We start from the raw sequence: 18504 nt of genomic DNA, 5'->3' as shown, positions 1-18504 counted from the left end.
GGCCCTAAATAACGGGCCGCACCCCGCTCCGTTCAGCGCGCGCCCAGGATCTGTTCGATGCTGAGGCCGACGTCCAGGATGTGCGCGTCGGCGTGGGCCGGGCCTGCGACCATCAGGCCGACCGGCGCCTCGCCCTGCGCATGGCAGGGCAGGCTCAGGGCGCAGCCGTCCAGGAAATTGATCAGCGTGGGATTGCGCAGGATCAGGCCGTTCGCGGCGAAATAGGCCTCGTCCGAGGCCCGCAGGGACTCGATGGTCGGCGCGATCACCGGCACGGTGGGCAGCAGCAATGCGTCGTAGCCTTGCAGCCGGGCTTCGACGGCGGCGATCCAGCGCGCGCGTTTGGCGTGCAGCTCGATGTAGTCGGCGGCGTCGATGTCGCGGCCGCGCAGGATGCGCGAGGACACCCGGGGGTCGTATTGGTCGCCGTGCGCATCCAGCGCGTCGCGGTGGACCGCGTAGGCTTCCGCGCAGACCAGTCCGCCCTTGCGGTTGATCTGCGCCAGTTCCTCGAATTCCGGCAGATCCAGTGTGTCGATGGCGACGCCTGCGGCGCGCAGCCGCGCGATCGCAGCGTTGAAGGTGTTGCGGACGATGTCGTCGGCGCCGTCCAGGACCAGCGTGTTCGCCACGGCGAGCCGCAGCCGGGACAGCGGCAGGGCGGTCGGCAGCCGGCGGGCCTCGTCGCCCGAGAGAATGCCGTCCAGGATCGCGCAGCACGTCACCGAGGCCGCCAGCGGCCCCACGGAATCCAGGCTGGTCGCCAGGGGGAAGGTGCCGCCGGAGGGCACGCGCGCCGCCGTGGGCTTGAAGCCCGTCAAGCCGCAGAAGGCCGACGGGATGCGGACCGAGCCGCCCGTGTCCGTGCCCAGGGCGGCCACCGCCATGCCGTCCGCCACCGAGACGCCCGCGCCCGAGGACGAACCGCCCGGAATCCGGCCGCCGGCGCGGTCCCAGGGGCTGCTGGGCGTGCCATAGTGCGGATTGATGCCCAGCCCGGAGAAGGCGAATTCCGTCATGTTGGTGTGCCCGATCAGCACCGCGCCGGCGCGCGCCAGGCGCTGCACCGGATCGGCGTGGCGCGCGGCGGGCGCGTCGCCCCGGCGCACCTTGGAGCCTGATTTTGTGACGTGTCCGGCGACGTCGAACAAGTCCTTGATCGAGACGGGCAGGCCGTCCAGGGGCGAGCGGGCCTGGCCGGCGGCGCGCAGGGCGTCGGACGCCCGGGCGGCGGCCAGCGCCTGTTCCGCCCAGACCGCGGTGAAGACCCGCGCGCCTTCACCCTGCGGATCGGCGATGCGGGCCAGCGCGGCTTGGGTCAGGTCGACGGACGTGGTCTCGCCCTTGTCCAGGGCGGCTTGCAGTGCGGTCAGGGTGGGCAACATGGCGGTTCCGGGCGTGAGTGTGGGGGGACGGGTCAGGCGATTTCGGGCAGGACTTCGATGCGGTAGGCGTGATGGATGCGGCGGCCCAGGATCGGATCGAACAGTTCCATCTCCAGGTTCGTGGAGGGGCGGATGCCGCCGATGGCGGCCATGGTACCGCAGGTCATTCCCGCGTCGGGCGGCATGCCTGCCGCGCCGAAGCAGCCCTCGATCAGCTCGGTGGGCGGCCGCAGCGAGGCCAGCGTGCCTTCCTGATAGAGCACGCGCCGGCCGTCTTCCTCGATCCATGAGCGCAGGATCAGCGAGTCCCAGTGCGCGGCCACCTCGGCGAACGGCCAGGCTTCCCGCGCGACGGGCTTGACGCAGATCTGCTTGGACAGGGCCACGCTGATCGATTCGAGCTTGCGGTCGGTGTGATCGGAGGCGAGGCTGACCATCAGTTGCCCGTCGTGCATGAAGACGAAGACTTCGGCTTCGCCCGAGGAATGCGGGCCCACGGCCTGCAGCGCGTCGTCCTGGCTGACCTGGTTGGCGGCGATGCGGTAGTACAGGGGCACCGCGCTGGGGCGCGGCACGCCCAGTTCGGCCAGTTCCTCGATGTGGTGCTCGATGGCGGCCAGATCGCGGCCGGCCCAGCCGGCCACGATGCACTGCTGGAGGTTGACGGTCACGAGTTGCGTGGCCGCCCGGGTGGAGATCAGGTCGAAAAACAGCTTCATACGATATTCCGGTGGAGGTGGATGGAGGGTCAGCCGAAGACGCGGGGGACCCAGAGCGCGATGTCGGGCGCGATCGCCAGCAGGGCGACCATGAGCAGCATCATGAGGACAAAGGGGGCGGCGCCGACGATGACGTCATTCATGCTGCCCGTGGTGCGCAGGCTCTGGACCACGAACAGGTTCAGGCCGACCGGCGGGGTGATCAGCGCGCATTCGACCAGGATGATGATGACGATGCCCAGCCAGACCGGGTCGAAGCCCAGGGCGAACATGATGGGCGCGACGATGGGGATGGTGGTGATCATCATCGCCAGGGTTTCCATGAAGCAGCCCAGCACCAGATAGAACAGCACCAGGATCAGCAGCATGACCGTGGGCGAGACGCCCAGGCCGCTGATGGTGTCGATCAGCGCATTGGTCAGGCCGACAGCCGACATGATGAAGTTCAGGAAGGCCGCGCCGATCACGATGAGCATGATCATGGCCGAGGACTTCATGGTGCCTTCCAGGGCGTCGCGCAGCATCGGCCAGTTCAGACGGCCCTGGAACAGGGCGAGGCACAGCGCACCGACCACGCCCAGCGCCGCGGCTTCCGTCGGCGTGGCGACGCCGGCGTAGATCGAGCCCACCACCAGCAGGAAAATGCCGATCGGCGGCACGAGCTGGGCCAGGCTGCGAATCCGCGCGCCCCAGGACGCCGTGATCCGCTGGCCGCCCCATTGCGGGCGCACGAGGCAGGCGATCGCAATGGCGAGCATGAACAGCCCGGCCAGCGCCAGCCCCGGGACGATGCCGGCCAGGTAGAGCTTGGGCACCGACGTGTTGGTGAGCACGCCGTAGATCACCAGATTGATGGACGGCGGGATCAGGATGCCCAGCGTGCCGCCGGCCGCGATGCTGCCGAGAAACAGCGAAGGGTTGTAGCCCTGCTTCTTGATCTGCGGGATGGCGACCGTGCCGACCGTGGCCGCCGTGGCCACGCTGGAGCCGGACGTGGCGGCGAACAGCGCGCTGGCGCCGATGTTGGCGTGCATCAGGCCGCCCGGCAGCCACGACAGCCACAGGCTCATGGCGCTGTACATGCTTTCGGCCATGCCCGAGCGCAGCAGGATTTCGCCCAGCAGGATGAACAGCGGGATGGCGACCATCAGGAATTCGTTGCTGGTGCCCCAGGACACTTCACCCATGGCCTGGGTGAGCGGCAACATCGAATACAGGGGGTCCAGGATCAGGCCGAGCACGCCGAGCGCGGCGCCGACCGGGATGCTCAGGCCCAGCAGGGCGAGCAGGAGGATGAGGGCGGTGCCGATCATGAGGCGTCTCCTTCGACCAGCCGCTTGCCGGCTTCGGCTTCGGCGTCGGCTTCTTCTTTGGTGCTGCGCACGCCGCAGATGTCGCGCACGGTGCGCAGGTCGCCCGTCACCAGGGCCAGGGTCGAACGCAGCAGCATGAGGGCCAGCACGACGCACAGCCAGATCAGGCCCGCGACCCACAGGGACTGCGGAATCCACAGCGGTGTGGCGAAGGTCGTGTTGGCGGTCGATTGGTTGTCCCAGGACAGGCCGGCGACCGTGGCGGCATAGCGTGTCCAGTACACGATGAACACACCCAGGACGACCAGCGCCAGCCAGTCGAAGAGCGCGCCGATGCGCGGCGGCAGGTACTGGTACAGCGCGTCGATGCGGATGTTGGCGCGCTGCAGGGTGGCGAACGACAGCGCCCAGGAGATGCTGATGGCGAAGGCGTAGCCGGACAGTTCGTCGGCGGCGCCCAGGGGTCTGCCCACGAAATAGCGCACCAGCACGTCGAGTGTGATGTAGAGGGCGCTGGCCAGGGTCAGGCCGCCGGCCACCCAGATGGCGACGCGGGAGAGCGCGTTCGCCCGGCGCAGCAGGCTGTCGAGCACGCGGTAGCGGTCGGATGAGTTCATGATGAGTCCGGGGTCGAAGCGGCCGGCGGTGTGCCGCCGGCCGCGGGTCAGAGGACGCGGCGCACGCCGCGACCGCCTACTTGGACGCGGTGATGCCCACGATCTTGCCGACCGTGTCGTTGAAGTCCGTGACGCATTGCGCGGAGCAGCGCGCGGCCCACTTCGGCACGATGGTTTCGGACAGGACCTTCTTGAGCAGCGCCTGATCGGCCTCGGAGGGCTGAACCAGCGTCATCTTGCCCTTGACCGCTTGCTTGCACTCGGCGGCGCCGGTGTTGCAGTCATAGCCCTGCTGCGTTTCAGCGGCGGCGTCGGCCCAGATTTTCTCGAACATCACGTTCAGGTTCTTCTGCAGGAAGTCCTGGACCTTGGGGTCGAGCTTGTTCCAGAACGCCTTGTTGGCGGCGTGGATCTGCTGGTTCCAGTTGATCGGCAGGGCGTACAGGTGCGTGCTGACCTCGTACCACTTGGCCGAGTAGCCCGACATCGAGCCCGTGATGGCGCAGTTGACCACGCCGTTCTGCAGGGCCGGCACGACTTCGCCGAAGGGCAGGGTCACGCTGCTGCCGCCGAAGGCCTCGACGAACTCGGCCTGGGTGCGGCTGCTGGTGCGCACCTTCTTGCCCTTGAGGTCGGCCAGGCCGTTCATCGCGCCATTGCAGAACAGCACTTGCGCGGGATAGGACGAAAAGCCGAGCACCTTGATGTTCTGCTTGTCGTAGAAGGCCTCGTAGACCGGCTTGAAGGCATCGGTCACCTGCTTGGCGATGGCGGCGGTGGGCGCCAGGCCGGCCAGGTCGATGGCTTCGTTGATGGGGTTGTCGCTGGCGAAATAGGCCAGGGTCGAGGTGCCGACCGGGATCACGCCCTGGGACATCAGGCGCAGCATTTCCGGGCCCTTCAGGCCCATTTCATTGAAACCCTTGATGGTGGCCGTGACCTGGCCGTTCGACAGTTCGGGAACGGTCTTGGTCCAGAAGGGTTGTTCGAAGTTCTGGTAGAGCGTCAGGTTGCTGAGCGCGCCCGCGACCTGGATCTGGGTCTTGGGCAGGCCGTCCACCTTGTCTTGTGCAACGGCGGCGGAGGCGAGCAGGACAGCGCCTGCGGTGAGCGTGATGGTGGCCAGGTGCTTCATGGAGTCTCCTCGGGGTGTCGAGTGCAGAGTGTATGGAGTGGATGACACCCCTCGATTGCAGCTTGGCAACCCCTATTGCGTCCAATTATCAATCGGTATGCCTGGTCATAACGAATCTTTATTAATCAATCATAACGTGTTGTTTTTAAACTGATTCGTATGAATTTTCAGGCGTTTTTATTGACGGTTCAGCGAGCCGGGCCAGGGTTATCCCCGATCCCCTTTGGTCTCGACCTGATGCGCGATTTCCTGCGCCAGCCGCGCGACGGTCTGGGCCGTGTGGCTGTCGGGCGTATCCAGCCAGCAGGCATGGAAGTCGATGTCGGGCAGGGTGCTGTCAGTTCGCAGAAGACGCAGCTTGCCCTGTTCCAGTTCCTCGGTGATCACGGCAGGCGCGATCACGCAGGGACCCATCCCGTGGCGCGTCATGTGGACGATGGTGCTGAGCGACGCGCTGCCGTACAGGCGGGGCTCCTTGATCCCCGCGTCCTGCAGAATGCGCTTGACCGCGTGGTGCGGCACACTGGCCGGCAGGTAGGTGATGATGGGGTAGGCTGCCAGTTCTCTGACCGTGACGGTGCGGTTGTGCAGCCGCAGGCTGGGGCTGGCGATCCAGGCCAGGGAATAATCCCAGAGGTGCAGGCTGTGTTCGCGCGGGTCCTGCGAGGTCCCCACCAGCATGGCCAGGTCGATCTGGTGCGACAGCAGTTGCGCGCGCAGCACGTGGCTGGTGTCCACCTGCAATTCCACCACCAGCGCCGGATGCCGCTGGTGCAGCCGTTCGAGCAGTTCCGGCAGCCAGGTGTGCACCAGGGTTTCGGCCACGCCCAGCCGGAAGAGCCCCCCGATCGGGCAGGCCTGTTGGGCGGCCGTCAGCATCTCGGTGCGCATGTCGATGATGCGGCGGGCGTGGGACAGCAGTTCCTGACCTTTTTCCGTCAGCCTGATGCCGCGCGTGTTGCGCTCGAACAGCCGCACGGACAAGGACGATTCCAGCGCCGCGATGCGCTGCGAGATGGCCGGCTGCGTGGTGTGGAGCTTTTCCGCGGCGATCCGGAAGCTCTCGACCTCGGCGACCCAGACAAACGCTTCGATGTGCTTGAAATCCATGGCGATGCGTCGGAAGCCTCAGGGCCTGCGGCCAGTGGGATGTCAGTGGGCAAGTACAATGGCTGCGGTCTTTCGGACCGGGCCTTGCCTGTCGTTTCACAAGGATAATCGAATTCAAGGCGCTGCGATGCGCGTCGCCGGCCGCCGGCCGGTCGGTGCGCAGCCTGGAGGCTGGGTGGGTGAAGGGCAGGCCGCCACCCGCTACGGAGTCATCATGAAAGCCTTGCTCATCATTGACATGCAACAAGCGATGCAGGATCGGGTGGATGCCGGGCGGGATCACGTCGACCCTGCAGCGCCGGCCAGGATCGCGGCGCTTGCGGCCGCTTTCCGCGGACAGGGGCTGCCGGTCATTCACATCCGGCATCAGGCCGAAGATCCGGCATCGCCCTTTCATCCGCTGGCGTCCGGGTATCCTCCCATGCCGTGCGCGCGGGCCCTGGATGGCGAGCCGGTGTTCCTCAAACGGACCTCGTCGGCGTTCGCCTCGACGGATCTGCAGGCCCATCTGCGCGGGCAGGGTATCACCGATCTGGTCGTGACGGGAGCCGTGGCCGGTTTCTGCGTCAATTCCACTGTGCGCGCGGGCGCGGACCTGGGATTCCGGATGACGGTGGTTCGTGATGCGGTGCTCGGGTTCGATCTGCCGTCCGATCATCTGTCCGCACGCACCGTGCTCGACGTAACGCTGGCGCTCCTGGAAGCTGATTTCGCGGAAGTCGTGGATACAGCGTCGATCCTGTCCTCCTGACGGCGCGCGATCCTGCCGGGGCCGTTCACCTGAAGCATGGCGGCGCCTTGCGCAGGGGGCTTCGCCGGGGTCTGCGGGTACAATAGCGCCTTGATTTCCATCCCTCTTTTTCTCTCAGGTTCCCCATGGCACTGCAATGCGGCATCGTTGGCCTGCCCAACGTCGGCAAATCCACCCTGTTCAACGCCCTGACCAAGGCCGGCATCGCGGCGGAAAACTACCCGTTCTGCACCATCGAGCCCAACGTCGGCGTGGTCGAGGTCCCGGACCCGCGCCTGGCGCAGTTGTCGGCCATCGTCAAGCCTGAGCGCGTCGTGCCCGCCGTGGTCGAATTCGTCGACATCGCCGGCCTGGTGGCGGGCGCGTCCAAGGGCGAAGGCCTGGGCAACCAGTTCCTGGCCAACATCCGCGAGACCGACGCCATCGTTCACGTCGTGCGCTGCTTCGAGGACGAGAACGTCGTCCACGTCGCCGGCCGCATCGATCCGATTTCGGACATCGAGGTCATCAATACCGAACTGGCCCTGGCCGACATGGCCGCCGCCGAAAAGGCTCTGCAGAAGAACCGCAAGCTGGCCAATTCCGGCGACAAGGACGCCATCCGCCTGGTCGCCCTGCTGGAGCGCATCGTGGCCGTCCTGGATCAGGGCAAGTCCGTGCGCAGCCTGGGCCTGGACGAAGACGAGCAGGCCGTGATCAAAAGCTACTGCTTCATCACCGCCAAGCGCGCCATGTACGTCGCCAACGTCAAGGACGACGGCTTCACCGACAACCCGCACCTGAAGGCCGTGCAGGACTACGCGGCGGCCGAACACGCCCCCGTGGTCGCCGTCTGCGCCGCCATCGAGGCCGAGATCGCCGACCTGGACGATGAAGACAAGACCGTCTTCCTGGAAGACATGGGCATGACCGAGCCCGGCCTGGACCGCGTCATCCGCGCCGGCTACCAGTTGCTGGGCCTGCAGACCTACTTCACCGCCGGCGTCAAGGAAGTCCGCGCCTGGACCATCCCCGTCGGCGCCACCGGTCCCCAGGCCGCCGGCGTCATCCACACCGACTTCGAACGCGGCTTCATCCGCGCCCAGACCATTGCTTTCGACGACTTCATCGCCTGCAAGGGCGAGCAGGGCGCCAAGGAAGCCGGGAAGATGCGGGCGGAAGGCAAGGACTATGTGGTGAAGGACGGGGACGTGATGAATTTTTTGTTTAACGTGTGATTCAATCAAGTCATTTCAGGGCGCTTCGCAAGGTCGCGTGAAGCTCTCTGAAGGTGTGCTCGAACCCCGATTTTTCGGGGTTTTTCTTTGTGTGATCCGCAGCCTGGGCCTTGCCTCTCATCGCAAATCCCTGAGGACCGTTTTCTCCATGGCTGCGCCTGATCAAGCCTGCAAATGATGCTTGCCGGCTGGAAACCGCCCCAGCGATGTGATTCCCGATGGGGCGGATCCGGCTTTCAGAGACGCCTGCGATGCGCTCGAAGATGAATTCGCCGTGTTGGCGGCATTGCTGGCCGCGTGCAAGGATGCCGGTCTGACCCCATGCTTGCGGGAAGAAGCTGGTGATCCAGATGGTGTGATGATCGCTCGATACGCCTGGGATCAATCATCTCCTAATTCCCGCACATCCTGCGGTGAATCCGTCCGTAATCACCGCATGAGTCGCGGTGATTGTCCCTCCACCTGTTAATCTAGCACCACGGACCCGCTGGGCCCACGCACCCGTTCCGGCCCTTGCCCATGTCAGCCCCCCCGCCTGCCACCCCCGACGACTATTACCGCCTGACCGTCCCGCTGCTGCTGACCGTGGCGCTGGTGGGTGTGTTCGCTTTTATCCAGGTGTATTCGGTGCAGTCGATCCTGCCGGAACTGCAGCGGGACCTGAACGCGTCGGTGGTCGAGATCGGCAATGCCGTGGGGATGACGGTGCTGGCGGTGGCGTTGATCTCGCCGTTCATCGGCATGCTGTCCGACGCCTTGGGGCGCAAGTGGCTGATCACGGTGTCGGTGTTTGCGCTGGCCGTACCCACGGCGCTGATGTCGCAGGTGCAGTCTGTGCATGGCCTGCTGGTGCTGCGCTTCCTGCAGGGGCTGGCGGTGCCGGGCGTGTCGGTGGTGATGATCGCTTACGTCGGCGAGGAATTCCGTGGCGCCTCGATGGTGCGGGTCATGACGGGGTACGTGGCGGGCACGGTGCTGGGCGGCTTTCTGGGGCGTTTCCTGATGGGGCACCTGACCGAATTCATGGCCTGGCGCACCGCGTTCGGCCTGATGGCCGTGCTGAACCTGGCGGGGGCCTGGCTGGTGTGGCGCGGCTTGCCGCCTTCGCGCCATTTCACGGCCAACGTCCGTTTTGCCGACAGCCTGTCGACGCTGGGCCGGGTGCTGCGCAATCCTGCGCTGCAGGCGGCGTGCGCCCTGGGCTTTACGGTGCTGTTCGCGCTGGTCGGCTTGTTCACCTTCGTCAACCTGCACCTGGCGGCGGAGCCGTATCGCTTCAGTTCGGGCGATCTGGCCAATATTTTCAGCGTCTATCTGCTGGGGGTGGTGGTGACGCCGCTGGCGGGACGCTTCATTTCACGCGTCGGCTCGCGGCGCACGGTGCTGACGGCCGTCGCGATCTCGGCGCTGGGGGTGCTGGGGGCGTTGGCGCCCTGGGCCTCGGGCATCGTCGTCGCGTTGGCCGTGGCGGCCTGCGGGGTGTTCGTGACGCAGTCAGTGACGATGAGTTTTATCGCCCACCGGGTCACCAGCGGCCGGTCGCTGGCCAGCGGCCTGTACTACGGGGCGTATTATTGCGGCGGCTTTGCGGGCGCCTGGGGCTGCGGGATCGCCTATACCCTGGGGGGATGGCCCGGCACCGTGGCCACGCTGTGTGCCGTGCAGGTGCTGGGATGGCTGGTCGCCTGGCGTTTCATGCCCGGGCCTGCGCCGTCCCCCGATACGACGGGCGGATCGCCGCCTGTCCAACGACCTCGGATTTCTGAATGATTGCACCCGCATTGCCCGCCGAACTGCTCGATTTCCTGCCGTGTCCCACGCCCGAGGCCTGGGTGCGCGCCGCGTTGGCGCAGCAGGACGTGCTCTTGCTCGATCATCGCAACTGCGAACTGAAGGCGGCCGCGACTGCGATGAGCCTGATTGCGCGCTACGGTCAGGACGCCGAATTGTCAGCGGCGCTGTCCAAGCTGGCGCGTGAGGAACTGGTGCACCACGAGCAGGTGCTGCGCCTGATGAAGCGGCGCGGCATCGCGCTGCGGCCTTTGACGGCCGGCCGCTATGCGTCCGGGCTGCGGGCGGCGGTCCGTACCCACGAGCCGGCGAAGCTTGTTGATACGCTGATCGTGGGCGCTTTTATCGAGGCCCGTTCCTGCGAGCGTTTCGCCGCGCTGGTGCCGCACCTGGATGAAGAACTGGCCACGTTCTACGCCGGGCTGCTGCAATCGGAAAGCCGCCACTATCAAGGTTATCTGCGCTTCGCGCACCGTTTTGGCGAGGCGCGTGATGTGGAACGCGCGGTGGCCCGGATCCGTCAGGTGGAACAGGAACTGATCGAGTCGCCGGACGCGGAGTTCCGCTTTCACAGCGGCTGTCCGGCCGACGGTGCCGCAGCCTGAATCAGAAGCTGTTCAGCCCGGCCCCGGCCTGATCCGTACGGCACTGACGGCGCATCCGCCTCAGTGCAGGTCCCGCGTATAGACGAATTTGGGCATGCTCCAGCCGAAGCGCAGGGCCAGCAGCCGCAGCCCAAGACCGATCGCCAGCGCGCCGCCGGTGACGGCTTCCTGGTGCAGGTCGAGCGCCAGGCCGCCCACGTACAGGGCGCCCGCGACGATGGAGACCGTGGCGTAGAGTTCGGCGCGGAACAGCAGCGGGACTTCGTTGCACAGCACGTCACGCAGCACGCCGCCCACGCAGCCGGTGATCATGCCCGAGACGATGGCAATGCTCCAGGGCAGGCCCAGGTTCAGGGCGATGTCGCAGCCGATCACGGTGAAGACCACCAGCCCGACCGCGTCCAGGAACAGAAACAGGTGCCGCAGCGAGTGGATGAAGCGGGCCAGCGCGATGGTGACCAGGGCTGCGCCGCCGGTGATCAGCAGATAGGACGGGTGGGCGATCCAGGACAGCGGGTGGTGATTCAGCAGCAGGTCGCGCACTGAGCCGCCGCCCAGTGCGGTGATGCAGCCCAGCAGGCACACGCCCAGCCAGTCCATTTCCCGCCGCCCGGCCGCGAGTGCGGCGGTCATGGCTTCGGCGGCGATGGCGATGATGAACAACACGTGCAGGAGCTCGTTGGTGATCTGGCTGCTGAGCAAAGGAAGACTCCCGGGAAGATGACAATTGGGACGGCTCAGGCCGTCGGTTCCGGCCAGGCCATGCAGGCGCCCAGAATATACACGTGGCCCTGGGCGTCCAGCGGCGGCGCGGCGAGCGAGGGCATGCGCAGGTCCAGGCGCATGTCCCCCAGGGCCAGGCCGACCAGGGTGTGGTCACCGCGAAAGGAGTGGCGGACCACCCGGGCGGGGACGCCGGGGCCGTCTGCCTGCCACTGGACTTGTTCGGGACGCACCATGACCATGGCCGCGCCGCCCGGGGCTTCGTCGCCGTCGTGCAGCGGCAGGGCGCCCAGCGCGCAGGTCGCCGTGCGGCCCAGTCCATGGCCGGGCAGGAAGATCGCAGCGCCTGTCAGGCGGGCCACGGCGGGGCTGGCCGGCTGCCAGTAGACGGTTTCCGGGCGGGCGCATTGCATGATGACGCCGCTTTGCATGACGGCCAGTTGGTCGGAGACGGCAAAGGCCTCGCCCGGGTCGTGGGTCACCAGGATCGATGTGGTGCCCGTATTGCGCAGCACGCCGATCACGTCTTCGCACATGCTGCGGCGCAGGTCCAGATCCAGTGCGTTGAAGGGCTCGTCCAGCAGCACCAGGGCGGGGTTCGGCGCCAGGGCCCGGGCCAGGGCGACGCGCTGTTGCTGGCCGCCGGACAACTCGTGCGGATAGCGCCGGCCCAGGCCGTCCAGGCCTGTCAGGGCCAGGACTTCATCGATCCGGCGCCGCCGGTCGGCGTGGCGGGGCAGGCCGAAGCGGATATTGCCCTCCACGGTCAGGTGGGGAAACAGGGTGCCTTCCTGCGGGACGTAGCCGATGCCCCGGCGCTCGGGCGGCACGAAGACGGTCGGTGAGGCCATGACGTGCGCGCCAAAGGCGATGCGGCCCTGCTCCAGCGGTTCGAAGCCGGCGATCAGGCGCAGCAGCGTGGTCTTGCCGCAGCCGGACGGCCCCAGCAGGGCCAGCACGGATCCCTGGGGGATGCTCAGTTCGATGCCGCGCAGGACTTCGACGGCGTCGTAGCGCTTGTGCAGGTCGGCAATGACGATGTGGCTCATGGCGGGCTCAGCTTCTGTGATGCAGCATGCGGCGGGTAAAGATCCAGACCGGCAGGACGGAGACCAGCACCAGCAGGGCGGCGAAGGGCGCTGCCGCCGCGTATTCGGCGTCCGCCGTGTAGGACCAGACCTCGGTGGCCAGGGTGACCGTTCCGGTGGGAGCCAGCATCAGGGTGGCGGTCAGTTCGCGCACGATCTCCAGCATCATCAGGGCCAGGGCGGCGCCGATGCCGGGGGCCATGGCGGGCAGCACGACGGAGACGAAGACGTGGAAGGGCCGCCGCCCCAGGCTGCGGGCGACGGCCTCGAACTGCGGCGGCACCAGTTCGGCCGAAGCGCGCAGCGACGATTGCGCCAGGGGCAGGAACAGGATTGCGTAGGCGGCCAGCAGCACGCCCATCCCCTGGTACAGCGCGGGGACCAGGCGGATGGACAGGAAGACCAGCGCCAGGGCCACGACGACGCCGGGCAGGCCATGGACGATGTAGGGCAGCCGTTCGGCGAACTGGGCCAGGCGGCCCCGGTGGCGCACGGACAGCAGCACCAGGGGAATGGCCAGCAGGCTGGTCAGGACCGCGCCCGAGAGCGCCAGGCCCAGCGTGCCCTGGATGGCGGGCATGATCTGTTCGTACCCGGCGCCGGCGGACCGCCCTTGCGCCAGCCAATAGGCCAGGGTCGTCAGGGGGATCCCCAGGGACAGCAGGCCCAGCAGGCCGAAGGCCGCCAGAATGGGCAGGGTGGCGCGGCCCAGGCGGGCGGGCCGCGCGGTGCGTGCGCTGCCCCGGCCCGTCCGGGCCAGGCGCCGGCGGCCGCGCAGGCGCATTTCCGCCCAGGCGGCCGGAATGCAGAGCAGCATCAGCACGATGGACTGCAAGGCGGCCGAGGCGCTGTCGAACTGCAGTTCGTAGGATTCGAAGATGGCGGTGGTGAAGGTCTGCACGCGCAGCAGCGCGAGGGCGCCGAACTCGGCGAACATGTGCGTCAGCACCAGCAGCGATCCGCCGCCCAGGGCCGGCAGCAGTTGGGGCAGCAGGGCGTGGGTAAAGGTCCGCCAGGGGCCGTGGCCCAGCGAGCGGGCCACGTCTTCGCAGCCCGGATCGGTGCCGCGCAGGGCGGCGGTCACGGGCAGGTAGACCAGCGGATAAGTGGACAGGGCCAGGATGAAGATCGCGCCGCCCAGGTTCTGGAAGGCGAGGCCCAGCGAGGACCAGGCATAGCTGGAGACAAACGCGGGCACGGCCAGCGGCAGTCCGGCCGCGACCCGCCACCAGCGCCGGCCGGGCAGGTCGCTGCGTTCCACGCACCAGGCCACGGCCAGCCCCAGCGCGGCGGCCAGCACCATGACGCCGACGGCCAGGATCACGGTATTGGCCAGGAGTTCGGCCGTGCGGCTGCGGAACAGCTCGTCGAGAATGCCGGACAGGCCGGATTGCCAGGCCCGCAGGGCGACGTACAGCAGGGGGAGCGCCACCAGGGCGACGGGCGCCAGGGCGGCGCCCGCCATCCAGCCGGTCCTCGGGAAGCCTCGCCGGCCCATGGTCCGGCCGAGGACGATCACGCCAGGCCGGCTTCGCGGCGCAGGGCCAGCGCGTCGGCAGCGTCGCCCAGATCGGCCGGGCTGACCGGCGGCGGGTTCAACGCGTCAAAGGGCTTGAGGTCGAAAGGCGAGGCCACCCCCGGGCGCAGCGGGTATTCGGCCACGGTGTCGGCGATGGCTTCCTGGCCTGCCCGGCTGACCATGAAGGCCAGCAGCTTGCGGGCCGCGTCCGGGTTGCGCGAGGTTTTCAGGATGCCGGCCGCAGAGACCGTGATCAGGCCGCCCGGATCCTGGGGGCCGGCGTAGTGCAGGCCGGATTTCATCTGGTCGGCGCCGACTTCGTTGGCCACGATGTACCAGTAGTAGTTGTTCACCAGGGCCGTGGCGATCTCGCCGCGTTCCACGGCGCGCATGGCGGCCATATTGCCGTTGTAGATGCGGCCGTACTGCTTCAGGCCCTTGAGCCAGTTCAGTGCGGCGTCGCGGCCCTTGAGCAGTTTGATGGCGATGAGTTGTTCCTGGAAAGCGCCGCTGGTGGGCACGAAGCCGACCCGGTCCTTCCAGGCGGCCGTGGCCATGTCCAGCACCGAGGAGGGCAGCTCCGACGCCTGGACCATCTCGCGGTTGTAGACCGTGACGCGGCAACGCGCGGTCACGCCGGTCCAGGTCCCGTCGGCGGCCGTGTAGCCGGGGATGACCTGGTCCAGGGTGTCCTTGGGCAGTGGCGCCAGCAGGTTTTTTTCGGCCAGGGCCGCGACCGGGGGGCTTTCCTCGGCGTAGAACACGTCGGCAGGCGAACGGCTGCCTTCTTCGATGATCTGGTTGGCCAGTTGGGTGCTGCTGCCCTTGCGGATGTCGACCCGGATGCCGGTGGCCTGAGTGAACGCGGCCACCAGCTTTTGCGTGGTCTTGGCGTGCTGGCCGTTGTACAGCGTCAGGGGGGCGGCGTCCGCTGCGTAGGCGCCGCGCAATGCGGGTGCGCCGAGCAGCGCCCCGGCGCCCAGCAGGAGCCCGTTGCGCAGGAAGATGCGGCGTGAGGTGTGCTTCATGAGACTGGCCTGGAGAAAAATCAACGTTTTTTATTGTAGGGCAAACAATAACGATTATCTTTCTTGTTACTAAGTGAGTAAGGAGGATTGATGCGGTCGTGCGTGATCTGTCGTTCATTTCAGGCGTTTTTTCTTGCTTCGCTCCAGGCCTGGGATTAAAATCCCGCCGTCTTCATTTTCCGGAGTTCCTCCTGTGGACTTACCCAGTTGTCGATCCTTGATCGGCTTTCCGCAGGCAAGGTAACCGCGAGTCTTCTCGCCGCCTTGCCTGCAGGGCAGGGCGGCAGCCCGGACGGCCTTTTCGGGCCTCCGGTCTTCCACCCCTGAATTCGTACCGCCCCCGTGGGGGCGTCCGTTCGCCATGGGCTCGTCCAGGGCGGCGTGCGTTCCGCCGGGCAATCGTCCTGGATGCCGTGCATCCGGGCGAGCGGCGTGCGTGCGTCCGTCCCGCGCATTTTCCTGATTCTTGAACCTTAAAAAACCATGAACCCAGACCCATTACCCAGAAGGGAACCTCTGAACAAGTCACCGCGCCGCGCGCATCTGCGGGCTCGGGCGGTCTGCGGCGTTGCTCATCCTCGCGATAGCACCCGCTATCGCTGCGGTTCGCGCCTTGCATCCCATCCCGATCCGCAGCGCCCGCTTTCCGCTCGACTCATTCAGAGGTCCCCTGCGCCACCGTCCTGACTCTAAAGGGATGGTGGCGTCGATTGCATTCCAAGGAGAATAACAATGCACATCACCATCCTGAAGAATCTTTTCGCCGGCTTTTTGCATGCCCGGCGCATGACCCGGCATTTCGGCCGCCGGGACATGCTCGATTCCGTCGTCCGCACGGGCGTCGGCCGCGACGCGCCGGACGCGCTTTCCCGGACCCTGGCCGTCGCCGCCCTGGACGACCGGGACGCGCTGCTCGATCGGCTCGGCAGCCACGTCGACGGTCTGACTGAACAGCAGGCCGAGGCGATCCGCGAACGGGTCGGCTTGAACGAAGTGGGCCGTGAAAAACCGCTGCCGTGGTGGCGGCATCTGTGGCACTGCTACCGCAATCCCTTCAATCTGCTGCTGACCCTGCTGGCCGCGATTTCGGGGTGGACCGAGGACCTGGAGGCCGTCGCCGTCATCGGGACGATGGTGGTGCTGTCCACGCTGCTGCGCTTCTGGCAGGAGGCCCGCTCCAACCGGGCGGCCGATGCGCTGAAAGCGTTGGTGAGCAATACCGCCACCGTCACGCGGCGCGCGGTGTCGGCCGATGCCGCGCCGCAGGCCGAGGCCTATTTCGGCGTGCATCTGGCGGTGGCGCCGGCGCGCGGCGTCGAGGTGCCGGTGCGGATGCTGGTGCCGGGCGACATCGTGCGCCTGGCTGCGGGCGACATGATCCCGGCGGATTGCCGGGTGTTGTCGGCCAAGGATCTGTTCGTGGCGCAGGCCGCGATGACGGGCGAATCCCTGCCGGTGGAAAAATTCGCCGAGCACGCGGATGCCGCGACCGCCAATGTGCTCGAACTGGACAACATCCTGTTCATGGGCACGAATGTGCTGTCGGGGGCGGCGACGGCCGTGGTGCTGAACACCGGCGACCGCACGTATTTCGGGGCGCTGGCCGGCCGCGTGCAGGCCGTGGACCGGGGGCCGACCTCGTTCCAGGCGGGGGTGAACCAGGTGAGCTGGCTGCTGATCCGCTTCATGCTGGTGATGGCCCCGGTGGTGCTGCTGCTCAACGGCTTCACCAAGGGCGATTGGACCGAGGCCCTGTTGTTCGCGCTGTCCGTCGCGGTGGGCCTGACGCCCGAGATGCTGCCCATGATCGCCACCTCCACCCTGGCCAAGGGGGCGGTCGTGCTGTCGCGCCGCAAGGTCGTGGTCAAGCGCCTGGACGCGATCCAGAACCTGGGCGCCATGGACGTGCTGTGCACCGACAAGACCGGCACGCTGACGCAGGACCGGATCGTGCTGGAGCGGCATACGGACGCCTGGGGCGAACAGTCGGACCGGGTGCTGGAGCTGGCCTGGCTCAACAGCCGTCACCAGACCGGGCTGAAGAACCTGCTGGACGAAGCCGTCCTGGAGCGGGCGGGGACCGAGGGGCCGCCCGGCCAGGCCGCGTCCTATCTCAAAATCGACGAGATCCCCTTTGATTTCGAGCGTCGCCGCATGTCGGTGGTGGTGGCTGATGAGGAAGGCCGGCACGTGCTGATCACCAAGGGCGCGGTGGAAGAAGTCCTGCGGGTCTGCGATCGCGTGCTTCACGATGGGGTGGAGACGCCGCTGACGCCGGTGCGGCTGGAGCGTATCCGGGCGGTGGCCTCATCGCTGAACGACGAGGGCCTGCGGGTGGTCGCGGTGGCCTATCGGATGCCGGAACCTCCCCGTGGCGCTTACGGCGTGGCCGACGAGCGGGGGCTGGTCCTGGCGGGCACCATTGCCTTCCTGGATCCGCCGAAGGAATCCACGGCGGCTGCCCTGGCGGCGCTGGCCGAGCATGGCGTGTCGGTCAAGGTGCTGACGGGCGACAACGAGCGGGTCGCGGCCAAGGTCTGCCGCGACGTCGGACTGGCGCCCGGCAGCGTGCTGCTGGGCGGGGACGTGGAGGTGATGGACGATGCCGCGCTGGCGCGGGCGGTGGAATCGCACCAGGTGTTCGCCCGGCTGACGCCCATGCACAAGGAGCGCATCGTGCGGCTGCTGAAGGACAACGGCCGCGTCGTCGGTTTCCTGGGCGACGGGATCAACGACGCGCCCGCGCTGCGCGCCGCCGATGTCGGGATTTCGGTGGACACGGCGGTGGACATCGCCCGCGAGGCCGCCGACGTCATCCTGCTGGAAAAGAGCCTGATGGTGCTGGAGGAAGGCGTGATCGAAGGCCGTCGCACCTTTGCCAATATGCTGAAGTACATCAAGATGACGGCCAGCTCGAACTTCGGCAACGTCTTTTCGGTGCTGGTCGCCAGCGCCTTCATTCCTTTTCTGCCCATGCTGCCGATTCATCTGCTGGTGCAGAACCTGATGTACGACGTGTCGCAGGCCGCGATCCCGTTCGATCGCGTGGACGAGGAGCAGGTGCGGCGTCCGCAGCGCTGGCAGCCCGGTGAAATCGGCCGCTTCATGCTGTTCTTCGGTCCGATCAGCTCGGTGTTCGACATCCTGACCTTTGCCATGATGTGGTTCGTGTTCGGCGCGAATACGCCGGAGCGGCAGACCCTGTTCCAGTCGGGCTGGTTCGTGGTGGGCCTGCTGACCCAGACCCTGATCGTGCACATGATCCGCACGTCCAAAGTGCCTTTCGTGCAGAGCCGGGCGGCCTGGCCGTTGTTGATGATGACGGCGGCCGTCATGGCGGCGGGCCTGTTCCTGCCGATGGGTCCGCTGGCGGAAGGGCTGCGGCTGCAGGCGCTGCCGCCGCTGTACTTCGCGCTGCTGCCCCTGATCCTGCTGGGCTATATGGTGCTGACGCAGTGGATGAAGGGGTTTTACGTCCGCCGCTGGGGCTGGCAGTAAGGTTC

At 67.1% G+C, this 18504-nt stretch carries 16 protein-coding genes; 5 read left to right on the top strand and 11 right to left on the bottom strand.

Annotated features, from left to right (window positions below; all coding sequences use genetic code 11):
- Positions 1–32 precede the first annotated feature (32 nt).
- The 6 genes from ACFO0J_RS04675 to ACFO0J_RS04650 all read right to left on the bottom strand — a co-directional run bounded on the left by ACFO0J_RS04675 (position 33) and on the right by ACFO0J_RS04650 (position 6279).
- Positions 33–1385 (bottom strand): amidase, encoded by a 1353-nt coding sequence (locus ACFO0J_RS04675; RefSeq protein ID WP_376811884.1) that lies wholly within the window; start codon positions 1383–1385, stop codon positions 33–35.
- A 32-nt stretch (positions 1386–1417) separates the two neighbouring features.
- Positions 1418–2104 (bottom strand): DUF2848 domain-containing protein, encoded by a 687-nt coding sequence (locus ACFO0J_RS04670; protein ID WP_376811883.1) that lies wholly within the window; start codon positions 2102–2104, stop codon positions 1418–1420.
- Positions 2105–2133: 29 nt separating this feature from the next.
- On the bottom strand, positions 2134–3417 hold the full coding sequence (locus ACFO0J_RS04665; RefSeq protein ID WP_376811882.1) for a TRAP transporter large permease: 1284 nt from the start codon (positions 3415–3417) through the stop codon (positions 2134–2136).
- Positions 3414–4034: a TRAP transporter small permease subunit gene (locus ACFO0J_RS04660; RefSeq protein ID WP_376811881.1), complete on the bottom strand. Its 621-nt coding sequence runs from the start codon at positions 4032–4034 to the stop codon at positions 3414–3416. The genes ACFO0J_RS04665 and ACFO0J_RS04660 overlap by 4 nt, the downstream gene beginning before the upstream one ends.
- A gap of 76 nt (positions 4035–4110) precedes the next feature.
- Entirely contained in the window at positions 4111–5169 is a 1059-nt protein-coding gene (locus ACFO0J_RS04655; RefSeq protein WP_376811880.1) for a TRAP transporter substrate-binding protein, read from the bottom strand.
- A gap of 207 nt (positions 5170–5376) precedes the next feature.
- The gene (locus ACFO0J_RS04650; protein WP_376811879.1) at positions 5377–6279 is read right to left on the bottom strand and encodes a LysR family transcriptional regulator; all 903 of its coding nucleotides are present in this window, start codon (positions 6277–6279) and stop codon (positions 5377–5379) included.
- A 214-nt stretch (positions 6280–6493) separates the two neighbouring features.
- On the opposite strand from ACFO0J_RS04650, the gene ACFO0J_RS04645 reads away from it, so the two are divergent.
- Both ACFO0J_RS04645 and ychF read left to right on the top strand, forming a co-directional pair.
- Positions 6494–7030, top strand: coding sequence for an isochorismatase family protein (locus tag ACFO0J_RS04645; protein WP_376811878.1), 537 nt, complete (start codon positions 6494–6496; stop codon positions 7028–7030).
- A gap of 125 nt (positions 7031–7155) precedes the next feature.
- Entirely contained in the window at positions 7156–8247 is a 1092-nt protein-coding gene (ychF, locus tag ACFO0J_RS04640) for a redox-regulated ATPase YchF (protein ID WP_376811877.1), read from the top strand.
- Between the two features lie 10 nt (positions 8248–8257).
- Here the strand turns inward: ychF and ACFO0J_RS04635 are convergent, their stop codons facing one another.
- A complete protein-coding gene (locus tag ACFO0J_RS04635) occupies positions 8258–8632 on the bottom strand; it encodes a hypothetical protein (RefSeq protein ID WP_376811876.1) in 375 nt (124 codons plus the stop codon).
- Positions 8633–8766: 134 nt separating this feature from the next.
- On the opposite strand from ACFO0J_RS04635, the gene ACFO0J_RS04630 reads away from it, so the two are divergent.
- Together ACFO0J_RS04630 and ACFO0J_RS04625 are read left to right on the top strand one after the other, a co-directional pair.
- Positions 8767–10017, top strand: a complete 1251-nt coding sequence (locus tag ACFO0J_RS04630; protein WP_376811875.1) for an MFS transporter — start codon at positions 8767–8769, stop codon at positions 10015–10017.
- Positions 10014–10643 (top strand): MiaE family protein, encoded by a 630-nt coding sequence (locus tag ACFO0J_RS04625; RefSeq protein ID WP_376811874.1) that lies wholly within the window; start codon positions 10014–10016, stop codon positions 10641–10643. Before ACFO0J_RS04630 ends, ACFO0J_RS04625 begins: the two co-directional genes overlap by 4 nt.
- A 60-nt stretch (positions 10644–10703) precedes the next feature.
- Here ACFO0J_RS04625 and ACFO0J_RS04620 read toward each other — a convergent pair whose 3' ends face one another.
- Genes ACFO0J_RS04620 through ACFO0J_RS04605 form a run of 4 tightly spaced genes read right to left on the bottom strand, consistent with a single transcriptional unit; the run spans position 10704 to position 15001 of the window.
- The gene (locus tag ACFO0J_RS04620) at positions 10704–11345 is read right to left on the bottom strand and encodes a trimeric intracellular cation channel family protein (protein ID WP_376811873.1); all 642 of its coding nucleotides are present in this window, start codon (positions 11343–11345) and stop codon (positions 10704–10706) included.
- A gap of 35 nt (positions 11346–11380) precedes the next feature.
- A complete protein-coding gene (locus ACFO0J_RS04615; RefSeq protein WP_376811872.1) occupies positions 11381–12415 on the bottom strand; it encodes an ABC transporter ATP-binding protein in 1035 nt (344 codons plus the stop codon).
- A gap of 7 nt (positions 12416–12422) precedes the next feature.
- On the bottom strand, positions 12423–13919 hold the full coding sequence (locus tag ACFO0J_RS04610; RefSeq protein WP_376811871.1) for an ABC transporter permease: 1497 nt from the start codon (positions 13917–13919) through the stop codon (positions 12423–12425).
- 50 nt (positions 13920–13969) lie between these two features.
- Positions 13970–15001, bottom strand: a complete 1032-nt coding sequence (locus ACFO0J_RS04605; protein WP_376811870.1) for an iron ABC transporter substrate-binding protein — start codon at positions 14999–15001, stop codon at positions 13970–13972.
- 732 nt (positions 15002–15733) lie between these two features.
- Here ACFO0J_RS04605 and mgtA point away from each other — a divergent pair.
- Positions 15734–18499 carry a magnesium-translocating P-type ATPase gene (gene mgtA, locus ACFO0J_RS04600; RefSeq protein WP_376811869.1) on the top strand — a complete coding sequence of 922 codons (2766 nt, stop codon included), beginning with the start codon at positions 15734–15736 and terminating at the stop codon, positions 18497–18499.
- The last annotated feature ends 5 nt before the right edge of the window (positions 18500–18504 follow it).

The organism is Castellaniella hirudinis, assembly GCF_042651965.1.
Taxonomy (GTDB): Bacteria; Pseudomonadota; Gammaproteobacteria; order Burkholderiales; family Burkholderiaceae_B; genus Castellaniella; species Castellaniella hirudinis.
The sequence above is the reverse complement of the archived record's forward strand: the minus strand, read 5'-3'. Positions and strand labels throughout refer to the sequence as shown.

Coding starts and splice junctions, on each gene's coding strand:
- ACFO0J_RS04675 (WP_376811884.1), bottom strand. CDS start 1,385: ATGTTGCCCACCCTGACCGCACTGCAAGCCGCCCTGGACAAGGGCGAG.
- ACFO0J_RS04670 (WP_376811883.1), bottom strand. CDS start 2,104: ATGAAGCTGTTTTTCGACCTGATCTCCACCCGGGCGGCCACGCAACTC.
- ACFO0J_RS04665 (WP_376811882.1), bottom strand. CDS start 3,417: ATGATCGGCACCGCCCTCATCCTCCTGCTCGCCCTGCTGGGCCTGAGC.
- ACFO0J_RS04660 (WP_376811881.1), bottom strand. CDS start 4,034: ATGAACTCATCCGACCGCTACCGCGTGCTCGACAGCCTGCTGCGCCGG.
- ACFO0J_RS04655 (WP_376811880.1), bottom strand. CDS start 5,169: ATGAAGCACCTGGCCACCATCACGCTCACCGCAGGCGCTGTCCTGCTC.
- ACFO0J_RS04650 (WP_376811879.1), bottom strand. CDS start 6,279: ATGGATTTCAAGCACATCGAAGCGTTTGTCTGGGTCGCCGAGGTCGAG.
- ACFO0J_RS04645 (WP_376811878.1), top strand. CDS start 6,494: ATGAAAGCCTTGCTCATCATTGACATGCAACAAGCGATGCAGGATCGG.
- ychF (WP_376811877.1), top strand. CDS start 7,156: ATGGCACTGCAATGCGGCATCGTTGGCCTGCCCAACGTCGGCAAATCC.
- ACFO0J_RS04630 (WP_376811875.1), top strand. CDS start 8,767: ATGTCAGCCCCCCCGCCTGCCACCCCCGACGACTATTACCGCCTGACC.
- ACFO0J_RS04625 (WP_376811874.1), top strand. CDS start 10,014: ATGATTGCACCCGCATTGCCCGCCGAACTGCTCGATTTCCTGCCGTGT.
- ACFO0J_RS04615 (WP_376811872.1), bottom strand. CDS start 12,415: ATGAGCCACATCGTCATTGCCGACCTGCACAAGCGCTACGACGCCGTC.
- ACFO0J_RS04610 (WP_376811871.1), bottom strand. CDS start 13,919: ATGGCGGGCGCCGCCCTGGCGCCCGTCGCCCTGGTGGCGCTCCCCCTG.
- ACFO0J_RS04605 (WP_376811870.1), bottom strand. CDS start 15,001: ATGAAGCACACCTCACGCCGCATCTTCCTGCGCAACGGGCTCCTGCTG.
- mgtA (WP_376811869.1), top strand. CDS start 15,734: ATGCACATCACCATCCTGAAGAATCTTTTCGCCGGCTTTTTGCATGCC.